The sequence below is a fragment of the Methylorubrum salsuginis genome, assembly GCF_900114375.1.
Classification (GTDB): domain Bacteria; phylum Pseudomonadota; class Alphaproteobacteria; order Rhizobiales; family Beijerinckiaceae; genus Methylobacterium; species Methylobacterium salsuginis.
Genome location: NZ_FOSV01000011.1, coordinates 81,142 through 100,381, shown reverse-complemented (window position 1 = coordinate 100,381; position 19,240 = coordinate 81,142). Strand labels below are relative to the sequence as shown.

Here is a 19,240-nt window from a genome sequence, read left to right as displayed (position 1 = left end):
CGCTCGCGCCCATCATAAGTTATTGTTTTCGCAGCCCTGTCCCTTCGTCCCATCGTTCGTCCGGGCCGCACGGGCCGGGATAGGATCCGCCTCCATGTGCGCGAACGCACAGACCTCCTTTCCGAAACCTCCCGATCTCGCATCAGGAGCGGATCCGGGGCCGGTGGCTCGCCGGATGCGATTGTCAGGACGGCTACTTCTGACTAATTCCAGATAATGCATGCAGGCAGGGCCGCTCACCGGTCCGGATCGGGCGCGTCCCGGCAGTCCTGACATTCAAGAGCCGGGCGGACGCCTCGTCTTGGGTCCCGCCAAACCGGCCGCCACGGCATTCGGACCGCCCGCCCGATCGGCGCCCGGACCGGTCCGGCCACGGCACCCCATGGGGACGGACAGTCACGATCGGCCTCCCGGCGGGCACGGTTTCGCCTGGGCGGCTTCATCCTGAAACGGCAGATGGCAGCGATGATAAAACTGACGGTCAACGGAGCCGAACGCAGCTTCGACGGCGATCCCGAGATGCCGTTGCTATGGTACCTGCGCGACGAACTCGGCCTCACCGGCACGAAGTTCGGTTGCGGCATCGCGCAATGCGGCGCCTGCACGGTCCATATCGGCGGCACCGCCGCGCGGGCCTGCATCACCCCGGTCTCCGGCGCCGAAGGCCAGGAGATCGTCACGATCGAAGGGCTCTCGCCCGACGGCAACCATCCGGTCCAGACCGCGTGGCGCGACCTCAACGTCGCCCAGTGCGGCTACTGCCAGACCGGCCAGATCATGCAGGCGGCGGCGCTCCTGAAGGACACTCCCAAGCCCACCGATCAGCAGATCGACGAGACCATGAGCGGCAACATCTGCCGCTGCGGCACCTATCCGCGCATCCGCGCCGCGATCCACCAGGCCGCCGGTAACGCGCCCGCCAACAAGGGAGAGCGCCTGTGATTCACGAAGCCAAGCTGATGGCCGAACGCGCCGCGTCGAAGGATGAGGCCGGCCCCGTGACGATCGACAACTTCAGCCGCCGCGGCATCCTCGGCGGTATGGGCGCCCTCGTTCTCGCCCTGTCTCTGTCCGACAAGGCAAAGGCGGACGAAGGTCAGACGGAAGAGCAAAAAGCCAAAAAATTCGGCGCCGACGGCATGCCGAACGGCTGGCGCGACGACCCGAAGATCTTCGTCGCCATCGCCAAGGACGGCACGGTGACGGTGACCAACCACCGCTCCGAGATGGGCACCGGCGTGCGTACCTCCATCGCCTTCACGGTCGCCGACGAGTTGGAGGCCGACTGGTCGAAGGTGAAGGTGGTCCAGGCCTGGGGCGACGAGAAGCGCTTCGGCAACCAGGACACCGACGGCTCGCGCTCGCTGCGCCACTTCTTCCAGCACTTCCGCCATGTCGGTGCGGCGGCCAAGCTCATGCTGGTCCAAGCCGCCGCAAAGCAGTGGGGCGTGCCGGAGGCCGAGGTGAAGGCCGAGAACCACGTGCTGACGCACGCCAAGTCGGGCCGCACGCTCGGCTACGGCGACGTCGCCGAGGCCGCCGCCGCTTTGCCGGTGCCGGCCCGCGAGAGCGTGTCGCTCAAGAAGCCGGAAGCCTTCCGCTACATCGGCAAGGGCCAGGTCGGCCTCATCGACAACCACGACATCACCACCGGCAAGGCGATCTACGCCCTCGACGTGAAGCTCGACGGCATGCTGTACGCCGTGGTGGCGCGCCCGGCGGTGTACGGCGGCAAGGTCAAGTCGTTCGACGACACCGAGGCCAAGAAGGTCCCCGGCGTGGTCAAGATCGTGAAGATCGAAGGGGGTGAAATCCCCTCCGAATTCATGCCGCTCGGCGGCATCGCGGTCGTGGCGAAAAACACCTGGGCGGCGATGAAGGGCCGCGAGGCGCTCAAGATCACCTGGGACGACGGTCCGAACGCCGGCTACGACACCGACGCCTTCCGCAAGGAGCTGGAGGCCGCCGCGCGCAAGCCCGGCAAGGTGGTCCGCACCTCCGGCGACGTGGACGCCGCGATGAAGACGGCCAAGACCAAGGTCGAGGCCGAGTATTTCGTCCCCCACCTCGTCCAGGCGCCGATGGAGAACCCGGCCGCGGTCGCCCGCGTCAAGGACGGCGCCTGCGAGGCCTGGGCCTGCACGCAGGGGCCGCAGGCCGCCCATGACCGCCTCGTCAAGCGCCTCGGGCTGCCTGCCGACAAGGTGCGGGTGAACGTGACGCTGCTCGGCGGCGGCTTCGGCCGCAAGTCGAAGCCCGATTACGTGGTCGAGGCGGCGCTCTGCTCGCAGGCGGTGGACGGCGCGCCGGTCAAGCTCGTCTGGACGCGTGAGGACGACATCCAGCACAGCTACTACCACACCATCTCGGTGGAGCGGATCGAGGCTGGCCTCGACGACAAGGGCATGCCGGTGGCGTGGCTGCACCGCTCGGTGGCGCCGACGATCGGCTCGATCTTCGCGCCCGACCCGAAGCACGAGCTGCCGTTCGAACTCGGCATGGGCCTCGTCAACAACCCGTTCAACCTGAAGAACATCCGGCTGGAGAACCCGGAGGCCGCCGCCCACACCCGGATCGGTTGGTTCCGCTCGGTCTCGAACATCCCGCACGCCTTCGCGATCCAGTCCTTCGTGGCCGAACTCGCCCACGCGGCGGGCCGCGACCCCAAGGACTATCTCCTTGATCTGATCGGCCCGGCGCGAAAAATCGATCCGACCGAGATCGGCGACGTGTGGAACTACGGCGAGGATCCGAAGCGCTACCCCGTCGACACCGGTCGCCTGCGCGGCGTGATCGAGGCGGTGGCCAAGGGCGCCGGCTGGGGCCGCAAGCTGGAGAAGGGTCGGGGGCTGGGCATTGCCGGCCACTACAGCTTCATCACCTACACCGCGGTCGCGGCCGAGGTTGAGGTCGATGCCAAGGGGCAGGTGAAGGTCCATGCGGTCGACATCGCGGTCGATTGCGGGCCGCAGGTGAACCCGGAGCGCATCCGCTCGCAGATGGAAGGCGCGGTGGTGATGGGGATGGGCCTCGCGCTCACCTCCAAGATCACCTTCAAGAACGGGCGCACCGAGCAGTCGAACTACGACACCTACGAGATCACCCGCATCGACGCGGCCCCGAAGGTGGTCCGGGTTCATCTGGTTCCGTCGGGGAACTTCGACGGCCCGCTCGGCGGCGTCGGCGAGCCCGGCGTGCCGCCGGTGGCACCGGCCATCGCCAACGCGGTCTTCGCCGCGACGGGCCGCCGGGTGCGCGAGCTGCCGCTGCGCGATCAGCTCAGCAGCTGAAGCGCGACGCCGAAAACGGGTGCATCCTCCCCCTCAGTGGGGGAGGGTGGCCCTCGAAATGAACGCTCCTGATCCGTCGCTCCCCTGTGCCGTCCGCTCCGCGGACAAAGGCCCCCGCAAGGGGGAAAGGTTCAGCGATGGCGGCGCAACCCGGGGGCCCTTCGCGGATTTCCTGAATATCGTATCCGTACAGGAACCGCTTTCCATGAAGCCGGCCCCGCGTCTGTCGCTCGCCCTCCCGCTCCTCGCCTTGATGGCCGGCCCGGCCCTCGCCTCCCCCTGTTCCGACAAGATCGCCTCCCTCGACGGGCGGGTGAAGGCCGAGGCCCGCGAGGCGATCTCGGCCTCGACCGGTAGCAAGACGGTGGCGGCCCACCGCGAGAGCGAGGGACAGACCGGTACCGGCGGCCAGACCGACCCGCGCGAGGCCCCGCCGGAGAAATCGGCCGAAGCCGGCAAGGGCGGCGATCAGGCCCAGCAGGCCAAGGTCGCGCTGGAAGAGGCCCGAACCGCCGACGGCAAGGGCGACGCCAAGGGCTGCGAGGCCGCCGTCGCCCGTGCGGAAAAGCTCCTCGACGCCAAGCCCTGACCGGGCCCCTCGGTGAATCGGCTTGACCCGACGCGGAATGTCGTAGGTTAAAGCGATCCGTGTCCCAATGCGGACACGCTCGCCTGCGAGGGCGCAAGCTTCATTTCCGCCGACGTCGAGCCGATTCGTCGATGACCGCCACCGCGCCGAATGCGCTTGAACTTCGCCTGCGCCAGCAAGTGATCCTGTCGGATTTCGGCGTGGAGGCCTTGCGGGCGAGCGAGTTGCTGCCGCTGCTCCAGCGCGCGACCGAACTGTGCGCCGCGGGCATGGGGGCGCAATTCTGCAAGGCGCTCGAATATCAGCCGTCGCAGGATGTGCTGCTGGTCTGCGCTGGCGTCGGCTGGGCGCCGGACGCGGTCGGCAAGGCGACGATCGGGGCCGATCTCGCTTCGCCCGCGGGCTATGCCCTGAAGACCGGCCAGCCGGTGATCTCCAACCATCTCGAGAACGAGACCCGCTTCCGCACACCCGCGCTGATGGCCGACCACGGCATCCGCCGGGCGGTGAACGTGCTGATCACCAACCGCGACGGCCATTACGGCGTGCTGGAGGTGGACGACACCCGCGAGGGCGTGTTCGGCGAAGCCGACATCGCCTTCATGCAGGGCTTCGCCAACCTGCTCGGGAGTGCGATCGAGCGGCTGCGCTCGGAGGCGAAACTCAAGGTGGCGATGGAGCGGCAGGATCTGCTGACCCGCGAGATGAGCCACCGGGTCAAGAATAGCCTCACGGTGGTAGCCGGCCTCCTCGCGCTGCAGGTGCGCGGCACCGACAACGCCGACGTGAAGAACGCCCTGTCCGATGCCCGCGCCCGCGTCGAGGCGGTGGCGCAGGTCCACGACCAGCTCTGGCGCCAGCCGGACATCACCCAGATCGACCTCGCCGGCTTCCTCGGGGCCCTCTGCGAAAAGCTCGCCGAGAGCGCCGGGGCCAACGCTCTGCACTGTCATGCGCAGGCCATGACGATCCCGGCCGACCTCGCGATCCCCCTCGGGCTGTTCGTCAACGAACTCGTCACCAACGCGATCAAGTATGCCTATCCCGACGGTCAGGGCGAAATCCGCGTCGAGGCCTTTCCCCGCAACGATGGCGGGCTGACCGTGGCCGTCGCGGACCGGGGCGTGGGCCTGCCGGCCGGGTTCGATCCAGCCAAGGCCCGGTCGAGCCTCGGCATGCGGGTGATCAACAACCTCGCGCGCCAGCTCGACGGCGAACTGGTGCTGGTGCCGGGGCAGGGCGCCCGTTTCGAGCTGCGGATGGCGCCGCGGCCTTAGCGTCGGCCTAATCGGCGGGGGCCGGCTTTCGGAAAAAGACGATGCGATTCAGGGATCTAGAGCCTCGTCCTAGATCCGACATCCAGAACGATCCTCTAGGCGACGATTCCATTAAACCGCTGTTTGCCACTTCTTCACAGCGCCGTTGCGCGATTCTCCCAATGCAATAATTCTCCGATCACAGACCGGGCGAAAAAGTCCGGCGGCATAGGAGATCCGTCGTGTCCAAGAAGTCGCCGATCCTCAAATTCGAATTGAAGGATTTGAAGGACCTGTTCGAGACATCCTTCACCCTCGCCGATCACACGGCCACCGAGTGGTCGTTCGATTTCGGGGCGGGAGCGAGCGTCAAGCATGTCAGCCTGATCGGCACCGGCTTCGGCACGGACGGGACCGGCCCGCTGACCGGCACCGTGACGGGCATCGCCCTCACGCTCGCCGACGGGACGGTCAAGAGCTACGCCGATCTCTCGCTTCCCGCCGTCGCCGTCTCGAAGGGCCTGCATCTCCTCGACGACCATTCGGGCAAGGATCTGAAGGGCGGCGACGGTCGCGACGACCTGAAGGGCGGCAGCGGCGACGACCACCTTCACGGCGGTCGCGGCTCGGATCACCTGCATGGCGGCGGCGGCCATGACGATCTCGATGGCGGCACGGGCGACGACACGCTCGACGGCGGGCTCGGCAACGACGACCTCGCCGGCGGCGCCGGCAACGACAGCCTAGATGGAGGGGGCGGTCAGGACACGGCGCATTTCGACGATTCCGCAAAGGCCGTCACGGTCGATCTCGCCAAGGGCCGTGCGACCGGCGACGGCACCGACACCCTAAAGAACATCGAGAACGTCGCCGGCTCGCATCACGGCGACCGGCTCATCGGCAATGCCGGCCATAACGAACTGCATGGCGGCGACGGCAACGATGTCGAAATCGGCGGCAAGGGGGACGATGCCCTTCACGGCGATGCCGGCAACGACGTGCTGAACGGCGGCGACGGCAAGGACAGTCTGGCGGGCGGGGCCGGCAACGACCTGCTCAACGGCGGCGGCGGCAACGACACCTTCGTCTTCGCCCATGCCAGCGGCGACGGCATCGACCGCATCGTCGATTTCCGGCACGGGCAGGACACGATCGAACTCGATCACGCGGGCTTTACCGCCCTCGGTGCCGCCGGCCCCCTCGACGCCGACGCATTCTTCCTGGGCGCCGCCGCGCACGATGCCGGCGACCGCATCCTCTACGACGCCAAGACCGGTGCGCTCAGCTACGACGCGGACGGCACGGGCGATGCGGCGGCGGTGCAGTTCGCGATCCTGAAGCCGCATCTCAAGCTCACGGCGGACGACTTCCACATCGTCTGACCGCCGGTCGGGTGCGCCGCTCCCCTGAAGGGGGCGGCGCACCCGGCTTATACCAAGTGGTACGGAACCGGACCGATGATCCCGTTCCGTGCGTCCGGCGGACGCCCGCCGCCACGCCGTCGCGGGGGAAATCGGCGATGCGTCAGGATCATCGCCGATTGATATCAGTTCCCGCCGCCCGAAGAGCTGCCGCCGCCCGCGCTGCCCTGGGGCACCGCGCGCGAGGGTTGGCCGGCATTGCCGCCCGCGGCCGAATCCGTCTGCACCGTGTCGGCACCGGTGGCGCCGCGCGGGATCGTGACGTTGCGGTCGTTGCCGGTGTTGTTCTGGCCGCCGGTGACGGGAGCGCCGGGCGCCGCCTGCGGCGTGCTCGTGGTCTGGGCCAGCGCAGGCGAGAGGCCGGCCGCCGCGAGGGCAAGAGTGCCGGCGAAGAGCGAAAGACGCATCGTGAAGCCTTCTGTCGAATGATGGCCGGCGGCGGAACGCCCGCCGGTTCGGTTCGCAGGGCAACCGCCTGAAACCGGAGATGTATCCCTCACGTCTCGTTCGACAGACCGCCCGCGCCGCCGTAACCAGAGCCGAACCAGGCGAGGAGCGGTGACGTGAAGCGAGACGCGACGAATCCGGCACGGGCCCTCGCGGCGGTCTTGCTCGTCCTGCTTGCCCCGGGCGCCCACGCGGCGGATGGCGGCCAGGACTGGCCGGCCTTCGGGCGCGACGCCTCGAACGCCCACCACTCGCCGCTCAAGTCCATCGACCGGGGCAACGTCGCCGGCTTGCGCCCGGCCTGGATCTTCCAGACCGGCATCACCGGCTATTTCCAGGCCGAGCCGGTCGTCGTCGAGGGCGTGATGTACGTCTCGACCACCGGCAACCATGTCGCGGCGCTCGATGCGAAGTCCGGCAAGGTTCTGTGGACCTACACCCACAAGGCCCGCACCGAGAAGATCTTCGGGCCGCCCTCGAACCGGGGCGTGGCGGTCTCGAACGGGCTCGTATTCGAGGCGACCATGGATGGGCGGGTGATCGCGCTCGACGCCGGGACCGGCCGCCTCGTCTGGGACCGCGAGGCGGTGCGCCCGGAGGAAGGCGAGACCGAGACCGCCTCGGCGCTCGCGGCCGGTCTCGGCGCCAAGCCGATCCAGGGATCGAGCCGGCTCGGCTTCAAGATGCCGCCGCTGGTCGCCGAAGGGCTCGTCATCGTCGGCGTCACGGGGGCGGGCTACGGCCTCCATGTCGAGGACGAGAAGGGCGGTCTCGACGGCGGCTCGGTGGTCGGCATCGAGGGCGGTTACGGCCGCCGCGGCTGGCTGGCCGCCTACGACGCGAAGACCGGCGAGGAGCGCTGGCGCTGGTACGTCACCAAGGAGGATGGCTGGGAGGGCGTCTTCGCCGCGACCACGCCGGACGGCTTGCCGCTCAACCGCGACATTCCGGCCGAGAAGGCCGCCGCCGACAAGCACCGCGAGGCCTGGAAGGTCGGCGGCGGCTCGCTGTGGATGACGCCGGCCTACGACCCGGCCTCCGGCCTGATCTTCCTCGGCACCGGCAATCCGGCGCCGCAGAATTTCGGGCTGACCCGGCCGGGCGACAACCTCTACACCATGAGCCTCGTGGCGCTCGACGTGCGCACCGGAAAGCTGCGCTGGCACTTCCAGCAGGTGCCGCACGAGCAATGGGGCTACGACGTCGCCAGCCCGCCCTTCCTGCTCGAGGCCCGGACGCCGGAGGGCTCGGTCAAGGCGGTGGCCCAGGCGAGCAAGACCGGCTTCATCTACCTCCACGACCGGGCGACCGGCCGTCTCCTCTCGCGCTCCGAGCCGCTGATCACCCACAAGAACCTGTTCGCGCCGCCGAGCCCCGAGGGGACGGTGGTGAGCCCCGGCCCGCTCGGCGCGATCTCCTGGCATCCGGTGGCCTACGACGCCGTGTCGAACCGGGCCTTCGCCCAGGTGCGCCACGGGGCGGCGACCTACACGGTCAAGACCGTGCCGGCCTCGGGCAACCGCCCGGAGATCCGCTACACCGAGACCAGCGAGGCGAAGGGAGAGCCGACCTTCTCGACGCTGACGGCGGTCGATCTCGGGAGCGGCAAGGCGGCGTGGTCGAGGAAGGCCGGCAGCCGGCTCTCCGGCGGCACGCTCTCGACCGCGGGCGGCCTCGTCTTCTCCGGCGAGGAGGACGGGCATCTCGACGCGCACGACGCCGCGACCGGCGACATCCTGTGGCGCTTCCAGTGCGGCGCCGGGATCGGCGGCCCTCCGGTGACCTACGCCGTGGACGGGCGCCAATACGTGGCGGTGGCCGCGGGGGGCGCCTCCTTCACCAAAGCCTCGGGCTTCGGCACCGGGGACGCGCTGGTGGTGTTCGCCCTGCCGGACTGAAACCCGCCCCGCCTCGTGCGGCGAAGAGCCGTCACGCCTCCTCGTCCGCCCGGCCGGGAATCGCCTCCACGCTCTCACCGCGCAGGTACTGCGCCTGCAACGCAGCCGCCCGCTGCGCCGAGAGCGCGTGCTTGCGCGAGATCGCACCGCCGGGCCGCACCGCGCCGCCGCGCTTGATCGCCAGCCATTCGGGATCGGCCCAGCGTTCCAGCAACGCCTGGAACGCCGCGAGCCGGCCCGGCTCGAACGGGACGCGCATCCCCATCGTATCCTTGTAGGGGTGCGGGGGGTGGATCGCCCCGCAGGGCACGAGGCCCGCCGGGATCGGCGTCGTCGCGGCATGGGTCCGGCCGCCCTTGAGAAGCTTGGGCAGCACATGGGTGTGCGGCCCCTCCGGACTGGTGCCGCCGGGCCCGGGAATGGGCGAAAACACCTCGATGCGGCCGAAGCGGGCGCAGAAGACGCGGTGCGGGCTCATCGCCACGAGATGCGGGCCGATCGGATTGTCGTCCCCGAACAGCGGCCGGCCGACGCCCTTCCGCAGGCAGGCGAGCGCCGCCGGATCGCGGGTGCGCACGCAGGCATCGATTGCGGCGAGCCCGAGGCCCAGATCGAACAGCACCGCGTCCCGGTCCTCGGCGCGGGCGGCTTCGGTATCGGGGCCGAGTTCGGTGACGACGCCGCGCCGGCCCAGGGCGCAGGAATCCTCCGGCAGGCACAGGGCGACGGCGTGGTTCCAGCCCGAGGAGAACCCGGTCTCGTAGGCGAGCGGACGAAGCTCAGGCAGCACGTGGAGGGCGATGGCACCGCGGGCGGTGGCGAGGCCGAGGCGGGTGTCGGGCAGGGCGATCACCGGCTCGTCGGGATCGCGCAGGAACTCGGCGATGGCTCCGAAGCTGCCGAGGCTCCAGGCGGTACCGGGATCCGCGAGCGCCGTCCGCAGGAGGCCCGCGACCGCCTCGGACTGCGATTCGACCTGCGCGGGCGCCGTCATGGTTCTCCTCCCCGGCCGACCCCCATCGGTACCAGGGCAGGGCATCGCCGGCCAAGCCTCGCGAGGGGTGCTGATGGAAGCGAAGGCGTTGTGCCCGGAACAGAGGCAAAAACACCGCGTTGCCTGCACGATCCGAAGCATCGGCTCCGAACATCGTGTTTCCGGGGCCGTTCAGACAGGGAGAAGGACTTGCGCGACCATAGCCAAACGATCGGCCGCTTCTCCCAATCCGCGCCGAAGCGGACCGGCCGGCCCGCCGCCTCGGCCCACCGCCTCGCCGGCCTCGGTAAGAAGCCCACCTCGCAGGCGACGACGCCCGGCACCACGCCGGAGGGCGGACGCGTGGTCGCGCCGTCCCCGGATTTCGAGGGGTTCGGCTCGTTCAGCTGACGAGGAACGCGACAACAGGCCGGCCCTGTGAACGGTCGAGCGCCGGGCACAGGGCCGGTTCGCGTGTCAACGCCATCCGACCAGGACGACGAAGCCGGAGAAGACGGTGGCGGAGGCCATGACGGCGAGGGCGATGAAATCCATTCCCGGCGCATAACCGCCGTCGGCGGCTGCGGCCACGGAGCGTTCCGCCGCAGCGGCCGAACGCGTCGGGGATGTTGCATCGATGCGTCATACCGAGCGGCACGGAGCCGGACCGATGGTCCTGTTGCGTGCGTCCGGCGGACGCCCCAGCCGCCCCGCCGTCGCGGGGGCCATCGGCGATGCGTCAGGATCATCGCCGCATGGCATCAGACGCGTTTTCGGCCGGGCGGCAGCGCCCGGCCGTCGTCACGCTGGGCGGGGATTCTCAGCCCTGACCGCCGAACCCGAGGCCGCGGATGATGTCGCCGATGGGGTCGATGCGCTTCGCCTCGGCGGGCGGCTGGGCGGGCACGGCCTGCGACGCGGTGGCCTCGACGGCCGGGCGGGTCTCCAGGGCGGCGTGACGGGTGCGGCCGGGGCGCTGGGCGATCTTGCGACGCTGGGTCGAGGCCGCCTTGCGTGGGGCAGGCGTTGCCTGTCGAGCCAGTGCCTGGGCCGCCACCGGTGCGATGGCCTGGGCTACCGGCGAGGCGGCCGCCTCGACCGGCTTGGCCTCGGCCTCGACCTGCGCGCGCTGCGAAGCCGCTTCCATCTGCGGACGGGCCGGCGGATTGACCCAGCCGGTATCTTCCGCGGCCTCGACAGGGGCCACCACCCGCTCCATCCGCGGCGCCGACGTGGCGAAGGGGCCTGCATGCATGATCTGGGCGGCCAGGACCAGCGCGGATATTGCTGCGGCGGTCACGCCGAGGGTGGACTTGTAGTGTTCCATGCTTGCAGAACGTGAAGCCAAGCTTATCGTTCCGCTTGGTCGGCGCGTCCCGCGAAGCTTTCGCACCACTCACGTTCATGGCGGGCGCGGCTTCCGGCAAAGGCGAGGAACGACGCCGAAACCGAGTGGGCGTCGTGGGCCTTGCTCCGTTTCGTGAAGCGCTTCACCTCCAGGATGTCGGCACCGAACGGAACGCCGGGCCGGGCCGGTGATTGGGCGTTACGCAGGCGGGGCGCTGAGTTTCGCGACCCGTTCGCCGTCGTTCCGGAAAGACCCCATCATGGCTGAGCCGAATCGCACCACACCCTTCACCGCAGGACGCACCGCCGTCGTCACCGGGGCGGCGAGCGGGATCGGGTGGGCGGCGGCGCAGGCCTTCGCGGCCCGCGGCCTGCACGTCGTCCTGGCCGACCTGCCGGGCGAGGCGCTGGACCGCGCCGCGTCCGCGCTCGAAGGGACGGGTAGCGCGGTGACGGCGATCCCCACCGATGTCGGCGACGGCGCCGCCATGGAGGCGTTGGCGGAAGCGGCGTCGCAGGGCGGCCCGCCGTCGGTCGTCATGCTGAACGCCGGCATCGAGGCGGGCGGGCGCCTCTTCTCCGACGAGGCCACGTGGCGCCGCATCCTCGACACCAACCTCTGGGGCGTCATCCACGGCATCCGCGCCTTCGCGCCCCGCCTCGTCGCGGGCGGCGAGCCGGGCGCCGTCATCGTCACCGGATCGAAACAGGGCATCACCACCCCGCCGGGCAACGCGCCCTACAACGTGTCGAAGGCCGGCGTGAAGGCCGCGACCGAGGCGCTGGCCCACGAGCTGCGCGAGAGCGGCGCCCCGGTCAGCGCCCACCTGTTCATCCCCGGCTTCGTCTATACCGGTCTGGCCAGGGCCCGCGGCATCTCGGAGAAGCCGGAAGGCGCCTGGACGCCGGACGAGACCGTGGCGTTCATGCTGGAGGGGGTGGAGGCGGGCGACTTCTACATCCTCTGCCCCGACGGCGAGACCACCCGCGCGCAGGACGAACGCCGCATCGCCTGGGCGGCGGGCGACATCATCGAGAACCGCCCGGCGCTCTCGCGCTGGCACCCGGACTGGCGCGAACGCTTCGCCGCCTTCGCGAAGCTGTCCGGGCGATAGGTCGTCTTCCCCTTCGCGCGGCGACGGCGCGCGCCGGTCGACGATTCGCCCAAAAGGAAGGGCGTGGCGGGGTTCGACCCACGCCACGCCGCTTCAGGCGCCGTCAGATTTACCTAGGACCTCAGCGGACACGGTGGGCGAGCCAGCCGGCCGAGAAGGCCAGGGCGGCCAGGCCCAGAAGCGTGCCGGCGCGGTTGGACTCGGCCCTGTGCAGCGCCGCGCGGCCCAGACGCTCGCCGCGGCGGGCGGTCTCGCGGGCGAGGCGGCGGCCGTCGCCGATCCATTCGTCCGCATGGTCGCGGGCCGCGTGAGCGAAGTGGCGCCCGTCCTCGGCGATGTCCTCGGCCCGGTCGCGGGCCCGGCCGTAGGCGTATTGCGCGCCGCCGGCGATCTGGTTGACGGCGCCGCGGATCTGGCGGGCCGGGTCTCCGGTGAGGCCGCCGACCGCAGTCTGGGCACGGCCCTTGAGGTGGCGGGAGGCGCCGCGGAACTGGTCGCGGTTCATGTCGATCTCCTGTCTGGGTAAGGGGGACGGGGCCGGAGCCCCGTTTTCGTCCGTCCGGATCAGCGGCCGGTGATCTTGTCGGCGACGTTCTTGACGCCGTCCTTGGCCTCGCCGACCGTCTTCTGGGTCTCACCCTTCAGCTCCTGGGCCTTGCCCTCGGCGACGAGCTTGTCGTTGTTGGTGGCGTTGCCGATGCCCTGCTTGATGTTGCCGACGGCCTCGTTGGCGAGACCCTTCAGCTTGTCCGTGGTGCTGCTCATCGGATGATCTCCTTCGTCGTCAATGGCCGGCCGACGCCGGTCGGATGAGGCCCCCGCCCGGAGGCGGGAGCCATGGGGATGGGGTCAGATACGGCGGGCGTCGTAGGCGCCGACCAGGGTGACGGGCTTCGGGGCGCCGAGGCGACCGCCGAGGAAGGCGGCGAGCGCACCGAGGACCAGAGCCAACGCGGCGTAGAAGGCGCCCTGGGTCGCGGCCGACTTGGCGGCGATGGCGGTCTCCTCGGCCTTCTTCTTGGCGGTGGCGACGGCCTGCTCGTACTGCTTCTGGTAGTCGTCGATCTGCGTCTTGGCCTGATCCGGCGAGATGCCCTGCGCCTTGGCCAGCGCATCGGCCGCGCGGTTCTTGGCCTCTTCCTTCTGGGCCGCGTCACCGGTCAGCACGGCGCGCACCGCGGCGACGGCGGCGTCACGGGCGGCCTGCGGGTCCTGGCCGGCAGACTGCTCACGCACCTTCTGCTCGATGCCGTCGAGCGGGTTCGAGATCTTCGACAGCGAGGGGGCCGCGGCCTGCGCCGCCGTCTGGATCGTGCCGCCGACGAGGTTGCCCGCGCCGCCCAGCGCGCCCGAGACCGTGCCGAGCGTGCCGCCGACCAGGCCGGTCGCCGCGGAGGTCAGCAGGTAGAGCACCACGAGGGTCGTCACCGCCCAGGAGACGAGGCCGTGCAGAGCGGCCGAGCCCGGCAGCGGCTTGCCCGAGAGGCGGCCGGCGATCAGGCCGCCGACCAGCGAGGCGACGATGCCCGAACCGACGAACCACAGGCCGGCGCCGATGGAGACGGTGGAGGCGGAGGGGTTTTCGGCGGCGTTGGTGCCTACGGCGGCGAGGCCGGTGCCGACGCCGACGAGGTTGATGACGACCTGCGTCACGAGGGCCGTGACGGCACCCGCGAAGATGGCGCCCCAGGACACCGTGTTGAGAAGGACGGCACGGGTATCGGCATGTGCGTCCGCCGCGAGGGGCGCGGTGGCGGGCTTGATGGTGGTCACGCTGTCACTCCGGGTAGGGTAGGTCTTGGTGAGGTCGGTCTTGGGTCAAGGCCGCCTTGGGTGAAGAGAGGGCGCCGGCTCAGTCGCGGTTGGCGTTGACGAGCAGGCCGATGCCGAAGCCGACGAAGCCGGCGATGAGCAGCGAGGCGAGGGGATACTCGGCGACCTGATCGCTCACCTCGCGGGTGCCCCGGCGCAGGGAGCGGGCGCCGCGCTCGTAGGCGTCCTCGGCGTATTCGTAGGCGTCGTCGGCATAGTCGCCGGCCCGGTCGGCGGCGTGGCGGACGGCATCCTTGGCCTGCCCATAGAGGTTCTCGGCAGAGCCCTGGGCCTCGCGCAGGCGGCCCTCGACCGAGTCGCTGCGGCGACCGGTCAGATCTCCGACGGCGCCCTGAATCGAGCCGCCGAGTTCCTTGGCGGCGCCCGTGATCCTGTCGGTATCGACCATGTGAATCTCCTCGTTCGTTTCGAGTGGGTGTCACGGCGCCGGGTGCGCCGGGTTCGCTCAGTCGGCGCGGGGCTTGTCCGCCCGAGGTCCGTCGACCTCGGGCCGGTTCGCATCGCGCTTCTGATGCCGGCCCTCGGCCTCGACCCGGTCGTTGCCGGTGAGCTTGCCGAAGGCCTCCTCCACCGAGACCTTGAGGGCCTTGGTGGAAGTGGAATTCGAAGTCTCGGCCATGGGCATCCCTTGCTTTGGAGAATTCCCTGGACCCGCTTCCAGATGTGTTCGGTCCGGAATAGTTCAATAGTACGAAATTACCGGTACACTAGTTTTTATGTACCGGACGCACTGACCGGAAATCCGTTTTCGCGCCCCCAGACCACGGCTTCGGTGCGGCGGTGGACGCCGAGCTTTCGGTAGAGCGCGGCGCCATGGTTGCGCACGGTGTTGCGGGACAGGCCGAGCTTGCGCGCGATGGCGTCGTCGTCGAGACCGGAGCAGATCAGGTTGAGGATCTGCCGTTCGCGCACCGTCAGGTTCGGTACCGACTCGTCGCCGCTCTCCCGGCCCGGACGACGGAGATTGGCCAGCTTCTCGATCAGGCCCCGGCTGAACCACGAGGTGTCGGCCATCACCGCCTCGATCGCGTCGAACAGCTCGCGCTCGGTGTGCTTGCGCTCGGTGATGTCCTGCAGGACGAGGAGGACGAAGGCGTCGTCGTTGATGTTCACCCGCTCGGCGGAGATCATGCAGTCGAGGTTGGCCGCCTTCGCGTGGCGCAGGCAGGCCTCGATCCCGAGGACGCAGCCGTTCCGTGCCAGCGCCGTCCCGAACCGCTCGCGCTGCTCGTCCGACACCCACAATCCGGTCTCGTCCAGCGAGCGCCCGACGACCTGCTCTTCGTCGAAGCCGAAGACGCGGGCGAAGGCCTCGTTGACGCCCGTGACCCGGAAATCCTCGGCCCGCGCCAGCAGCGTCGGGACGGGCGTCAGCCGGAACGCCTTGGCGAAGCGCTCCTCGCTCTGGCGGAGAGCCGTCTCGGCCTTCTTGCGCAATTCGAGGTCGGCGAAGGTGAAGAGCATGCACGGCTCCTCGCCCATATCGATAGGCTGGCCGGCGACGATGACGAAGCGGGTGCCGCCATCTGGCAGTTCGAGGCAGGCCTCCATCTGCGGGATGGTGCCGCCCTCGTTGAGCCGCGAGACCGCGAGGTCGCGGTTTCGGGCGCCGGCGAGAACGTCCACCTCGTAGACGCTGCGTCCCAGGACGGCGTCGCGGGTGTGGCCGGTCATTTCGAGGAAGCCGATATTGACCTTCACGTGGCGCAGGTCCGACAGCCGGGTGATGAGGGCGGGCGCCGGGTTGGCGTTGAAGGTCGCCTCGAACCGCTCCTCGGCCTCGAACTGGTCGGACACGTCCTTGAGGATCAGCGCCAGGCAGCTCGGCTTGCCGTCGCGGTCGGTCGCCACGATGCTGCGCAGCGAATGGACGAACTCCGTGTCCGGCTGGTCCGTGCGGCGCACTTCGACGATGACGTCGTGAAAGCTTTCGCCGTCCACGACACGCTCGATCGGGTAATGGTTGGGCGTCTTGTTGTTGCGGTAGCGCAGGGCGAACCGCTCACGGTAGGCATCGACCGTGGAACCGAGTTCTTCCAGGCTCCCGGCACCGTGCATCGCCAGCGCCGCCGCGTTGGCATAGGCGATCGTCTGGTCGGGCTCGACCAGGATCACGCCCTCGCTCAAGCCGGCGATGATCTGCCTCAGTTCATGCCTGTCGACGCCCGCGGTCACGGCCAGAAACACCCTTCTGTGTCACGCGCCACCGGTCCGATGGCGGGGCACAAACGGGTTGCGCACGAGGCGGTTCCATCTTTTTCGAATCCCTCACTGGTATATCTGTATCATTGACGCCATCGTGATCGATCAAGGATAACGCGAGGACTTGCCGAACCTGCCTATCGATCCAGCAGACCGCTTCTTTTCGCGGTTATGGGTGCCTCCTTGCAGACATCGGACGACCCGCATGATCCGGTCGGATTCCTCGCCCGGTTGCCGGACGGCTATCCCGCCACACTCGCCCCTGCCGACGAGTCCCGCCTTGGACGGATGCTGGGGCGCCTCGCGGCCGCGCTCGAGGCCGACGGGGTCGCGCGCGCGGTGTCGCCCGGCCTCCGGACCGAACTGATCGCCCTCGTGCCGCGTCTGCGCCGCTACGCCGCCTCCCTCACCTGGGATCCGGTGGAGGCGGACGATCTCGTCCAATCCACCCTGCTCAAGGCCTGGGAAAGCCGCGAGCACCTGCCGGAAGGCCCGCCGCTCGCCGTCTGGCTGTTCGCCGTCCTGCGCCGAACCGACCTGTCCGAGCGGAGGCGGAGCAGAGCGGAGCGCTCACCCGAACACGATCACGCTGCGGGGTCCGGAATGCCGCCCGAGCGGGATGCGGTTCGGGCAGCGGTGGATCGGCTGACGCGGACGCAACGGGAGGCGCTGCTGCTCGTGACGGTCGAGGGACTGTCCCGGGAGGCTGCCGCGGCGATCCTCGACTGCCCGGTGGAGTCCGTGCGGGAACGCCTCGATCAGGCGCACGAGCGACTCGCCCGCGACCTCGGGTCGGTCTGAGGGCGGACTCGACCGGCCGGACGCGAGGGTGGCGGATTTGATCTGCGTTGTGGCGGCCCGCCCCGGTCTCCGCTCCATTCGGTCACGGCGAGGCGGAATCGGACGCGTGTCCGTGTTCCGCCTCGGCCGGAACGGTCGCGCTCCGGTTCGCTCCGGCTTTGCCCGGCCCTGACGCGACGTTTCGATCCGTTTCCAGAGGTTGTGCGCGGCGCCACCGTCCGATCGGTGCCGGCACGGCCGCGAGGCCGGACGCAGCCTTCGGCGCGTCCGGCCCGTTGCCCTTTCGGGCGGAGGTTAGGCCGCCTTCTCGGCGAGGATCGCCCGCGGGCCGATCTCCGGCGCTTCGACCGGGCCGGTATCGAGCAGGCCCTCGTCGAGGCGGCGGTCGATCTCCTCGCGCGGCATCGGCTTGCCGAACAGGTAGCCCTGTCCGTAGTCGCAGCCCTGGTTCGAGAGCCAATCGACGCTGGCTTCGGTCTCGATGCCCTCGGCCGTGGTGACGAGGCCGAGGCTCGAGCCGAGCTTGATGATCGCATCCACGAGCTTGGCCCGCTCGTCGCCCTCGCCGATGGAATCGACGTAGGAGCGGTCGATCTTGAGCTTGTCGAAGCGCAGCTCGCGCAGGTGGTAGAGGCTGGAATATCCGGTCCCGAAATCGTCGAGCGCCACGCGCACGCCGAGCGCCTGGAGGGCGCCGAGCGTGGCGCGGGTCGCCTCCAGATCCTGCACGATCGCGGTCTCGGTGATCTCCACTTCGAGGCGGTGGGCCTGAAAGCCGGTCTCGGTCAGGATCGCCAGGATGCGCAAGGCAAGGTCGGGGTTCTGGAACTGCTGGGGGGCGATGTTGACGGCGAGTTGCAGATGTCCCGGCCAAGCGCGGGCATCGAGGCAAGCGCGGCGCAGGATCAGGTAGCTGAGATCGCCGATCATCCCGGTCTCCTCGGCGACCGAGATGAAGGTCGAGGGCATCAGCAGGCCCTTTTCGGGATGGCGCCAGCGGGCCAGCACTTCGAAACCGGTGACGGTCTGGCCCGGCAGAGCCACGACCGGCTGGTAATAAGGCTCGATCTGCCCGGTCTCGATGGCGACGCGCAGGTCCGCCTCCAGCCGGGCTCGGGCCTTCAGAGCCTCGTCCATGGCGGACTCGAACACGCGATAGGTGCCGCGCCCGTCGCGCTTGCCCTGGGCCATGGCGAGGTCGGCGGCGTGCAGCACCGCGTCGGCGGCGCCGGCCTCGGGATCGGCCGCCGCGATGCCGATGGTGGCGCCGACCTTGATCTCGTGACCCTGCCACGTCACCGGGGCGGAGAGGGCCGCGATCACGGCCTGTGCGAGCCGGGCCAGCCCCTCGCCGCCCGCCCCGGTCTCGACCAGGGCGGCGAATTCGTCGCCGTCGAGGCGCGCGACCGTACTGCCGGCGGGCAGCGTCCGCTCCAGCCGCTCGCCGACGGCGCGCAGCACCGCGTTGCCGGCCTCGTAGCCGTAGAGTTCGTTGACCGGCTTGAACCGGTCGAGGTCGATCACGAACACGGCGAGCCGGCCGCCCGAGCCCGCCACGCGGCGCTCGTCCAGGCGTTCGGTGAACAGGCGGCGGTTGGCGAGGCCCGTGAGCGGATCGTGGCGGGCCGTCGCGGAGGCCTGCGCCTCGGCGGCGTCGCGCTGCTGCATCGCCTTCCGCAAGCGGATCGACTTCGAGACGCTCGCCGCCACCGCGCCGAGGCCCATGAAGAAGCCGAGCTTGAACACGTCGGAGAGGTTGTGGCCGAGGATGAACCGGTCGAGCCAACGGAAGGCGCCGAGCTGCACGCCGAGCAGCCAGACGCAGGTTCCGAGCATCATGAGGCAGAGGAGATCGTAGAGCTCCCCGCTGCCCCAACTGGCCTTTCGTTTGTCAGCCATGCGCTGCTCCTGCCCGGTCTACACACAATCCTCCAATGTCCTAAGGCAGCCTTAATCCGGCTTCGACCGGTATAGCGCGCCGATATCTATGGTGACCGGGCCGGTAACGCTGCCGCGAGCGTATTGGCCTGGGGATGATTCGGCCCGCGGGCCGCGCCCCCAGTTTTGG

General features: G+C 69.7%; 19 protein-coding genes. 9 read left to right on the top strand and 10 right to left on the bottom strand.

Going from position 1 to position 19,240, the window contains the following annotated elements; translation table 11 throughout:
• The first annotated feature begins 465 nt into the window (after positions 1 to 465).
• The 5 genes from BM140_RS14405 (at position 466) to BM140_RS14385 (ending at position 6,517) form a co-directional block, all read left to right on the top strand.
• Positions 466 to 942 carry a (2Fe-2S)-binding protein gene (locus tag BM140_RS14405; protein ID WP_091947650.1) on the top strand — a complete coding sequence of 159 codons (477 nt, stop codon included), beginning with the start codon at positions 466 to 468 and terminating at the stop codon, positions 940 to 942.
• Positions 939 to 3,290 carry a xanthine dehydrogenase family protein molybdopterin-binding subunit gene (locus BM140_RS14400; protein WP_091947453.1) on the top strand — a complete coding sequence of 784 codons (2,352 nt, stop codon included), beginning with the start codon at positions 939 to 941 and terminating at the stop codon, positions 3,288 to 3,290. The genes BM140_RS14405 and BM140_RS14400 overlap by 4 nt, the downstream gene beginning before the upstream one ends.
• Positions 3,291 to 3,495: 205 nt before the next feature.
• Positions 3,496 to 3,879, top strand: a complete 384-nt coding sequence (locus BM140_RS14395) for a hypothetical protein (RefSeq protein WP_091947450.1) — start codon at positions 3,496 to 3,498, stop codon at positions 3,877 to 3,879.
• 131 nt (positions 3,880 to 4,010) lie between these two features.
• A complete protein-coding gene (locus BM140_RS14390) occupies positions 4,011 to 5,156 on the top strand; it encodes a sensor histidine kinase (RefSeq protein ID WP_091947447.1) in 1,146 nt (381 codons plus the stop codon).
• 221 nt (positions 5,157 to 5,377) lie between these two features.
• Positions 5,378 to 6,517 (top strand): calcium-binding protein, encoded by a 1,140-nt coding sequence (locus BM140_RS14385; RefSeq protein WP_091947445.1) that lies wholly within the window; start codon positions 5,378 to 5,380, stop codon positions 6,515 to 6,517.
• Positions 6,518 to 6,681: 164 nt separating this feature from the next.
• Here BM140_RS14385 and BM140_RS14380 read toward each other — a convergent pair whose 3' ends face one another.
• On the bottom strand, positions 6,682 to 6,963 hold the full coding sequence (locus BM140_RS14380) for a hypothetical protein (RefSeq protein WP_091947443.1): 282 nt from the start codon (positions 6,961 to 6,963) through the stop codon (positions 6,682 to 6,684).
• Positions 6,964 to 7,119: 156 nt separating this feature from the next.
• Between BM140_RS14380 and BM140_RS14375 the strand changes: the two genes are divergently transcribed.
• Complete coding sequence (locus BM140_RS14375; RefSeq protein WP_091947440.1) at positions 7,120 to 8,901, top strand: pyrroloquinoline quinone-dependent dehydrogenase; 1,782 nt, start codon at positions 7,120 to 7,122, stop codon at positions 8,899 to 8,901.
• A 31-nt stretch (positions 8,902 to 8,932) separates the two neighbouring features.
• Here BM140_RS14375 and BM140_RS14370 read toward each other — a convergent pair whose 3' ends face one another.
• On the bottom strand, positions 8,933 to 9,895 hold the full coding sequence (locus BM140_RS14370; protein ID WP_091947437.1) for a DUF6925 family protein: 963 nt from the start codon (positions 9,893 to 9,895) through the stop codon (positions 8,933 to 8,935).
• Positions 9,896 to 10,084: 189 nt separating this feature from the next.
• Here BM140_RS14370 and BM140_RS14365 point away from each other — a divergent pair, with 189 nt between their 5' ends.
• Positions 10,085 to 10,285, top strand: a complete 201-nt coding sequence (locus tag BM140_RS14365) for a hypothetical protein (RefSeq protein WP_091947435.1) — start codon at positions 10,085 to 10,087, stop codon at positions 10,283 to 10,285.
• Positions 10,286 to 10,694: 409 nt separating this feature from the next.
• On the opposite strand, the gene BM140_RS14360 is transcribed toward BM140_RS14365, so the two are convergent.
• A complete protein-coding gene (locus BM140_RS14360; protein ID WP_131803836.1) occupies positions 10,695 to 11,222 on the bottom strand; it encodes a hypothetical protein in 528 nt (175 codons plus the stop codon).
• A 259-nt stretch (positions 11,223 to 11,481) separates the two neighbouring features.
• On the opposite strand from BM140_RS14360, the gene BM140_RS14355 reads away from it, so the two are divergent.
• Complete coding sequence (locus BM140_RS14355; RefSeq protein ID WP_091947428.1) at positions 11,482 to 12,336, top strand: SDR family NAD(P)-dependent oxidoreductase; 855 nt, start codon at positions 11,482 to 11,484, stop codon at positions 12,334 to 12,336.
• Positions 12,337 to 12,457: 121 nt separating this feature from the next.
• Here the strand turns inward: BM140_RS14355 and BM140_RS14350 are convergent, their stop codons facing one another.
• The 6 genes from BM140_RS14350 to BM140_RS14330 form a co-directional block, all read right to left on the bottom strand.
• Positions 12,458 to 12,841, bottom strand: a complete 384-nt coding sequence (locus BM140_RS14350; RefSeq protein ID WP_091947425.1) for a CsbD family protein — start codon at positions 12,839 to 12,841, stop codon at positions 12,458 to 12,460.
• 59 nt (positions 12,842 to 12,900) lie between these two features.
• The gene (locus BM140_RS14345) at positions 12,901 to 13,101 is read right to left on the bottom strand and encodes a CsbD family protein (protein ID WP_091947422.1); all 201 of its coding nucleotides are present in this window, start codon (positions 13,099 to 13,101) and stop codon (positions 12,901 to 12,903) included.
• Positions 13,102 to 13,185: 84 nt separating this feature from the next.
• Positions 13,186 to 14,109: a PhnA-like protein gene (locus BM140_RS14340; RefSeq protein ID WP_091947419.1), complete on the bottom strand. Its 924-nt coding sequence runs from the start codon at positions 14,107 to 14,109 to the stop codon at positions 13,186 to 13,188.
• A gap of 79 nt (positions 14,110 to 14,188) precedes the next feature.
• A complete protein-coding gene (locus BM140_RS14335; RefSeq protein ID WP_091947416.1) occupies positions 14,189 to 14,557 on the bottom strand; it encodes a CsbD family protein in 369 nt (122 codons plus the stop codon).
• A 57-nt stretch (positions 14,558 to 14,614) separates the two neighbouring features.
• Positions 14,615 to 14,788, bottom strand: coding sequence for a CsbD family protein (locus tag BM140_RS25165; RefSeq protein ID WP_114435998.1), 174 nt, complete (start codon positions 14,786 to 14,788; stop codon positions 14,615 to 14,617).
• A gap of 95 nt (positions 14,789 to 14,883) precedes the next feature.
• Entirely contained in the window at positions 14,884 to 16,344 is a 1,461-nt protein-coding gene (locus tag BM140_RS14330) for a helix-turn-helix transcriptional regulator (RefSeq protein ID WP_091947647.1), read from the bottom strand.
• Positions 16,345 to 16,659: 315 nt separating this feature from the next.
• Between BM140_RS14330 and BM140_RS14325 the strand changes: the two genes are divergently transcribed.
• The gene (locus BM140_RS14325) at positions 16,660 to 17,172 is read left to right on the top strand and encodes a sigma-70 family RNA polymerase sigma factor (protein ID WP_244535434.1); all 513 of its coding nucleotides are present in this window, start codon (positions 16,660 to 16,662) and stop codon (positions 17,170 to 17,172) included.
• Between the two features lie 294 nt (positions 17,173 to 17,466).
• Here the strand turns inward: BM140_RS14325 and BM140_RS14320 are convergent, their stop codons facing one another.
• Positions 17,467 to 19,071 carry a putative bifunctional diguanylate cyclase/phosphodiesterase gene (locus BM140_RS14320; RefSeq protein WP_091947410.1) on the bottom strand — a complete coding sequence of 535 codons (1,605 nt, stop codon included), beginning with the start codon at positions 19,069 to 19,071 and terminating at the stop codon, positions 17,467 to 17,469.
• Between the last annotated feature and the right edge of the window lie 169 nt (positions 19,072 to 19,240).

Excerpts from the sequence above, each read along its gene's own strand:
- BM140_RS14405 (WP_091947650.1), top strand. The coding sequence starts at position 466 with ATGATAAAACTGACGGTCAACGGAGCCGAACGCAGCTTCGACGGCGAT.
- BM140_RS14395 (WP_091947450.1), top strand. The coding sequence starts at position 3,496 with ATGAAGCCGGCCCCGCGTCTGTCGCTCGCCCTCCCGCTCCTCGCCTTG.
- BM140_RS14390 (WP_091947447.1), top strand. The coding sequence starts at position 4,011 with ATGACCGCCACCGCGCCGAATGCGCTTGAACTTCGCCTGCGCCAGCAA.
- BM140_RS14380 (WP_091947443.1), bottom strand. The coding sequence starts at position 6,963 with ATGCGTCTTTCGCTCTTCGCCGGCACTCTTGCCCTCGCGGCGGCCGGC.
- BM140_RS14370 (WP_091947437.1), bottom strand. The coding sequence starts at position 9,895 with ATGACGGCGCCCGCGCAGGTCGAATCGCAGTCCGAGGCGGTCGCGGGC.
- BM140_RS14355 (WP_091947428.1), top strand. The coding sequence starts at position 11,482 with ATGGCTGAGCCGAATCGCACCACACCCTTCACCGCAGGACGCACCGCC.
- BM140_RS14350 (WP_091947425.1), bottom strand. The coding sequence starts at position 12,841 with ATGAACCGCGACCAGTTCCGCGGCGCCTCCCGCCACCTCAAGGGCCGT.
- BM140_RS14345 (WP_091947422.1), bottom strand. The coding sequence starts at position 13,101 with ATGAGCAGCACCACGGACAAGCTGAAGGGTCTCGCCAACGAGGCCGTC.
- BM140_RS14335 (WP_091947416.1), bottom strand. The coding sequence starts at position 14,557 with ATGGTCGATACCGACAGGATCACGGGCGCCGCCAAGGAACTCGGCGGC.
- BM140_RS25165 (WP_114435998.1), bottom strand. The coding sequence starts at position 14,788 with ATGGCCGAGACTTCGAATTCCACTTCCACCAAGGCCCTCAAGGTCTCG.
- BM140_RS14325 (WP_244535434.1), top strand. The coding sequence starts at position 16,660 with ATGCTGGGGCGCCTCGCGGCCGCGCTCGAGGCCGACGGGGTCGCGCGC.
- BM140_RS14320 (WP_091947410.1), bottom strand. The coding sequence starts at position 19,071 with ATGGCTGACAAACGAAAGGCCAGTTGGGGCAGCGGGGAGCTCTACGAT.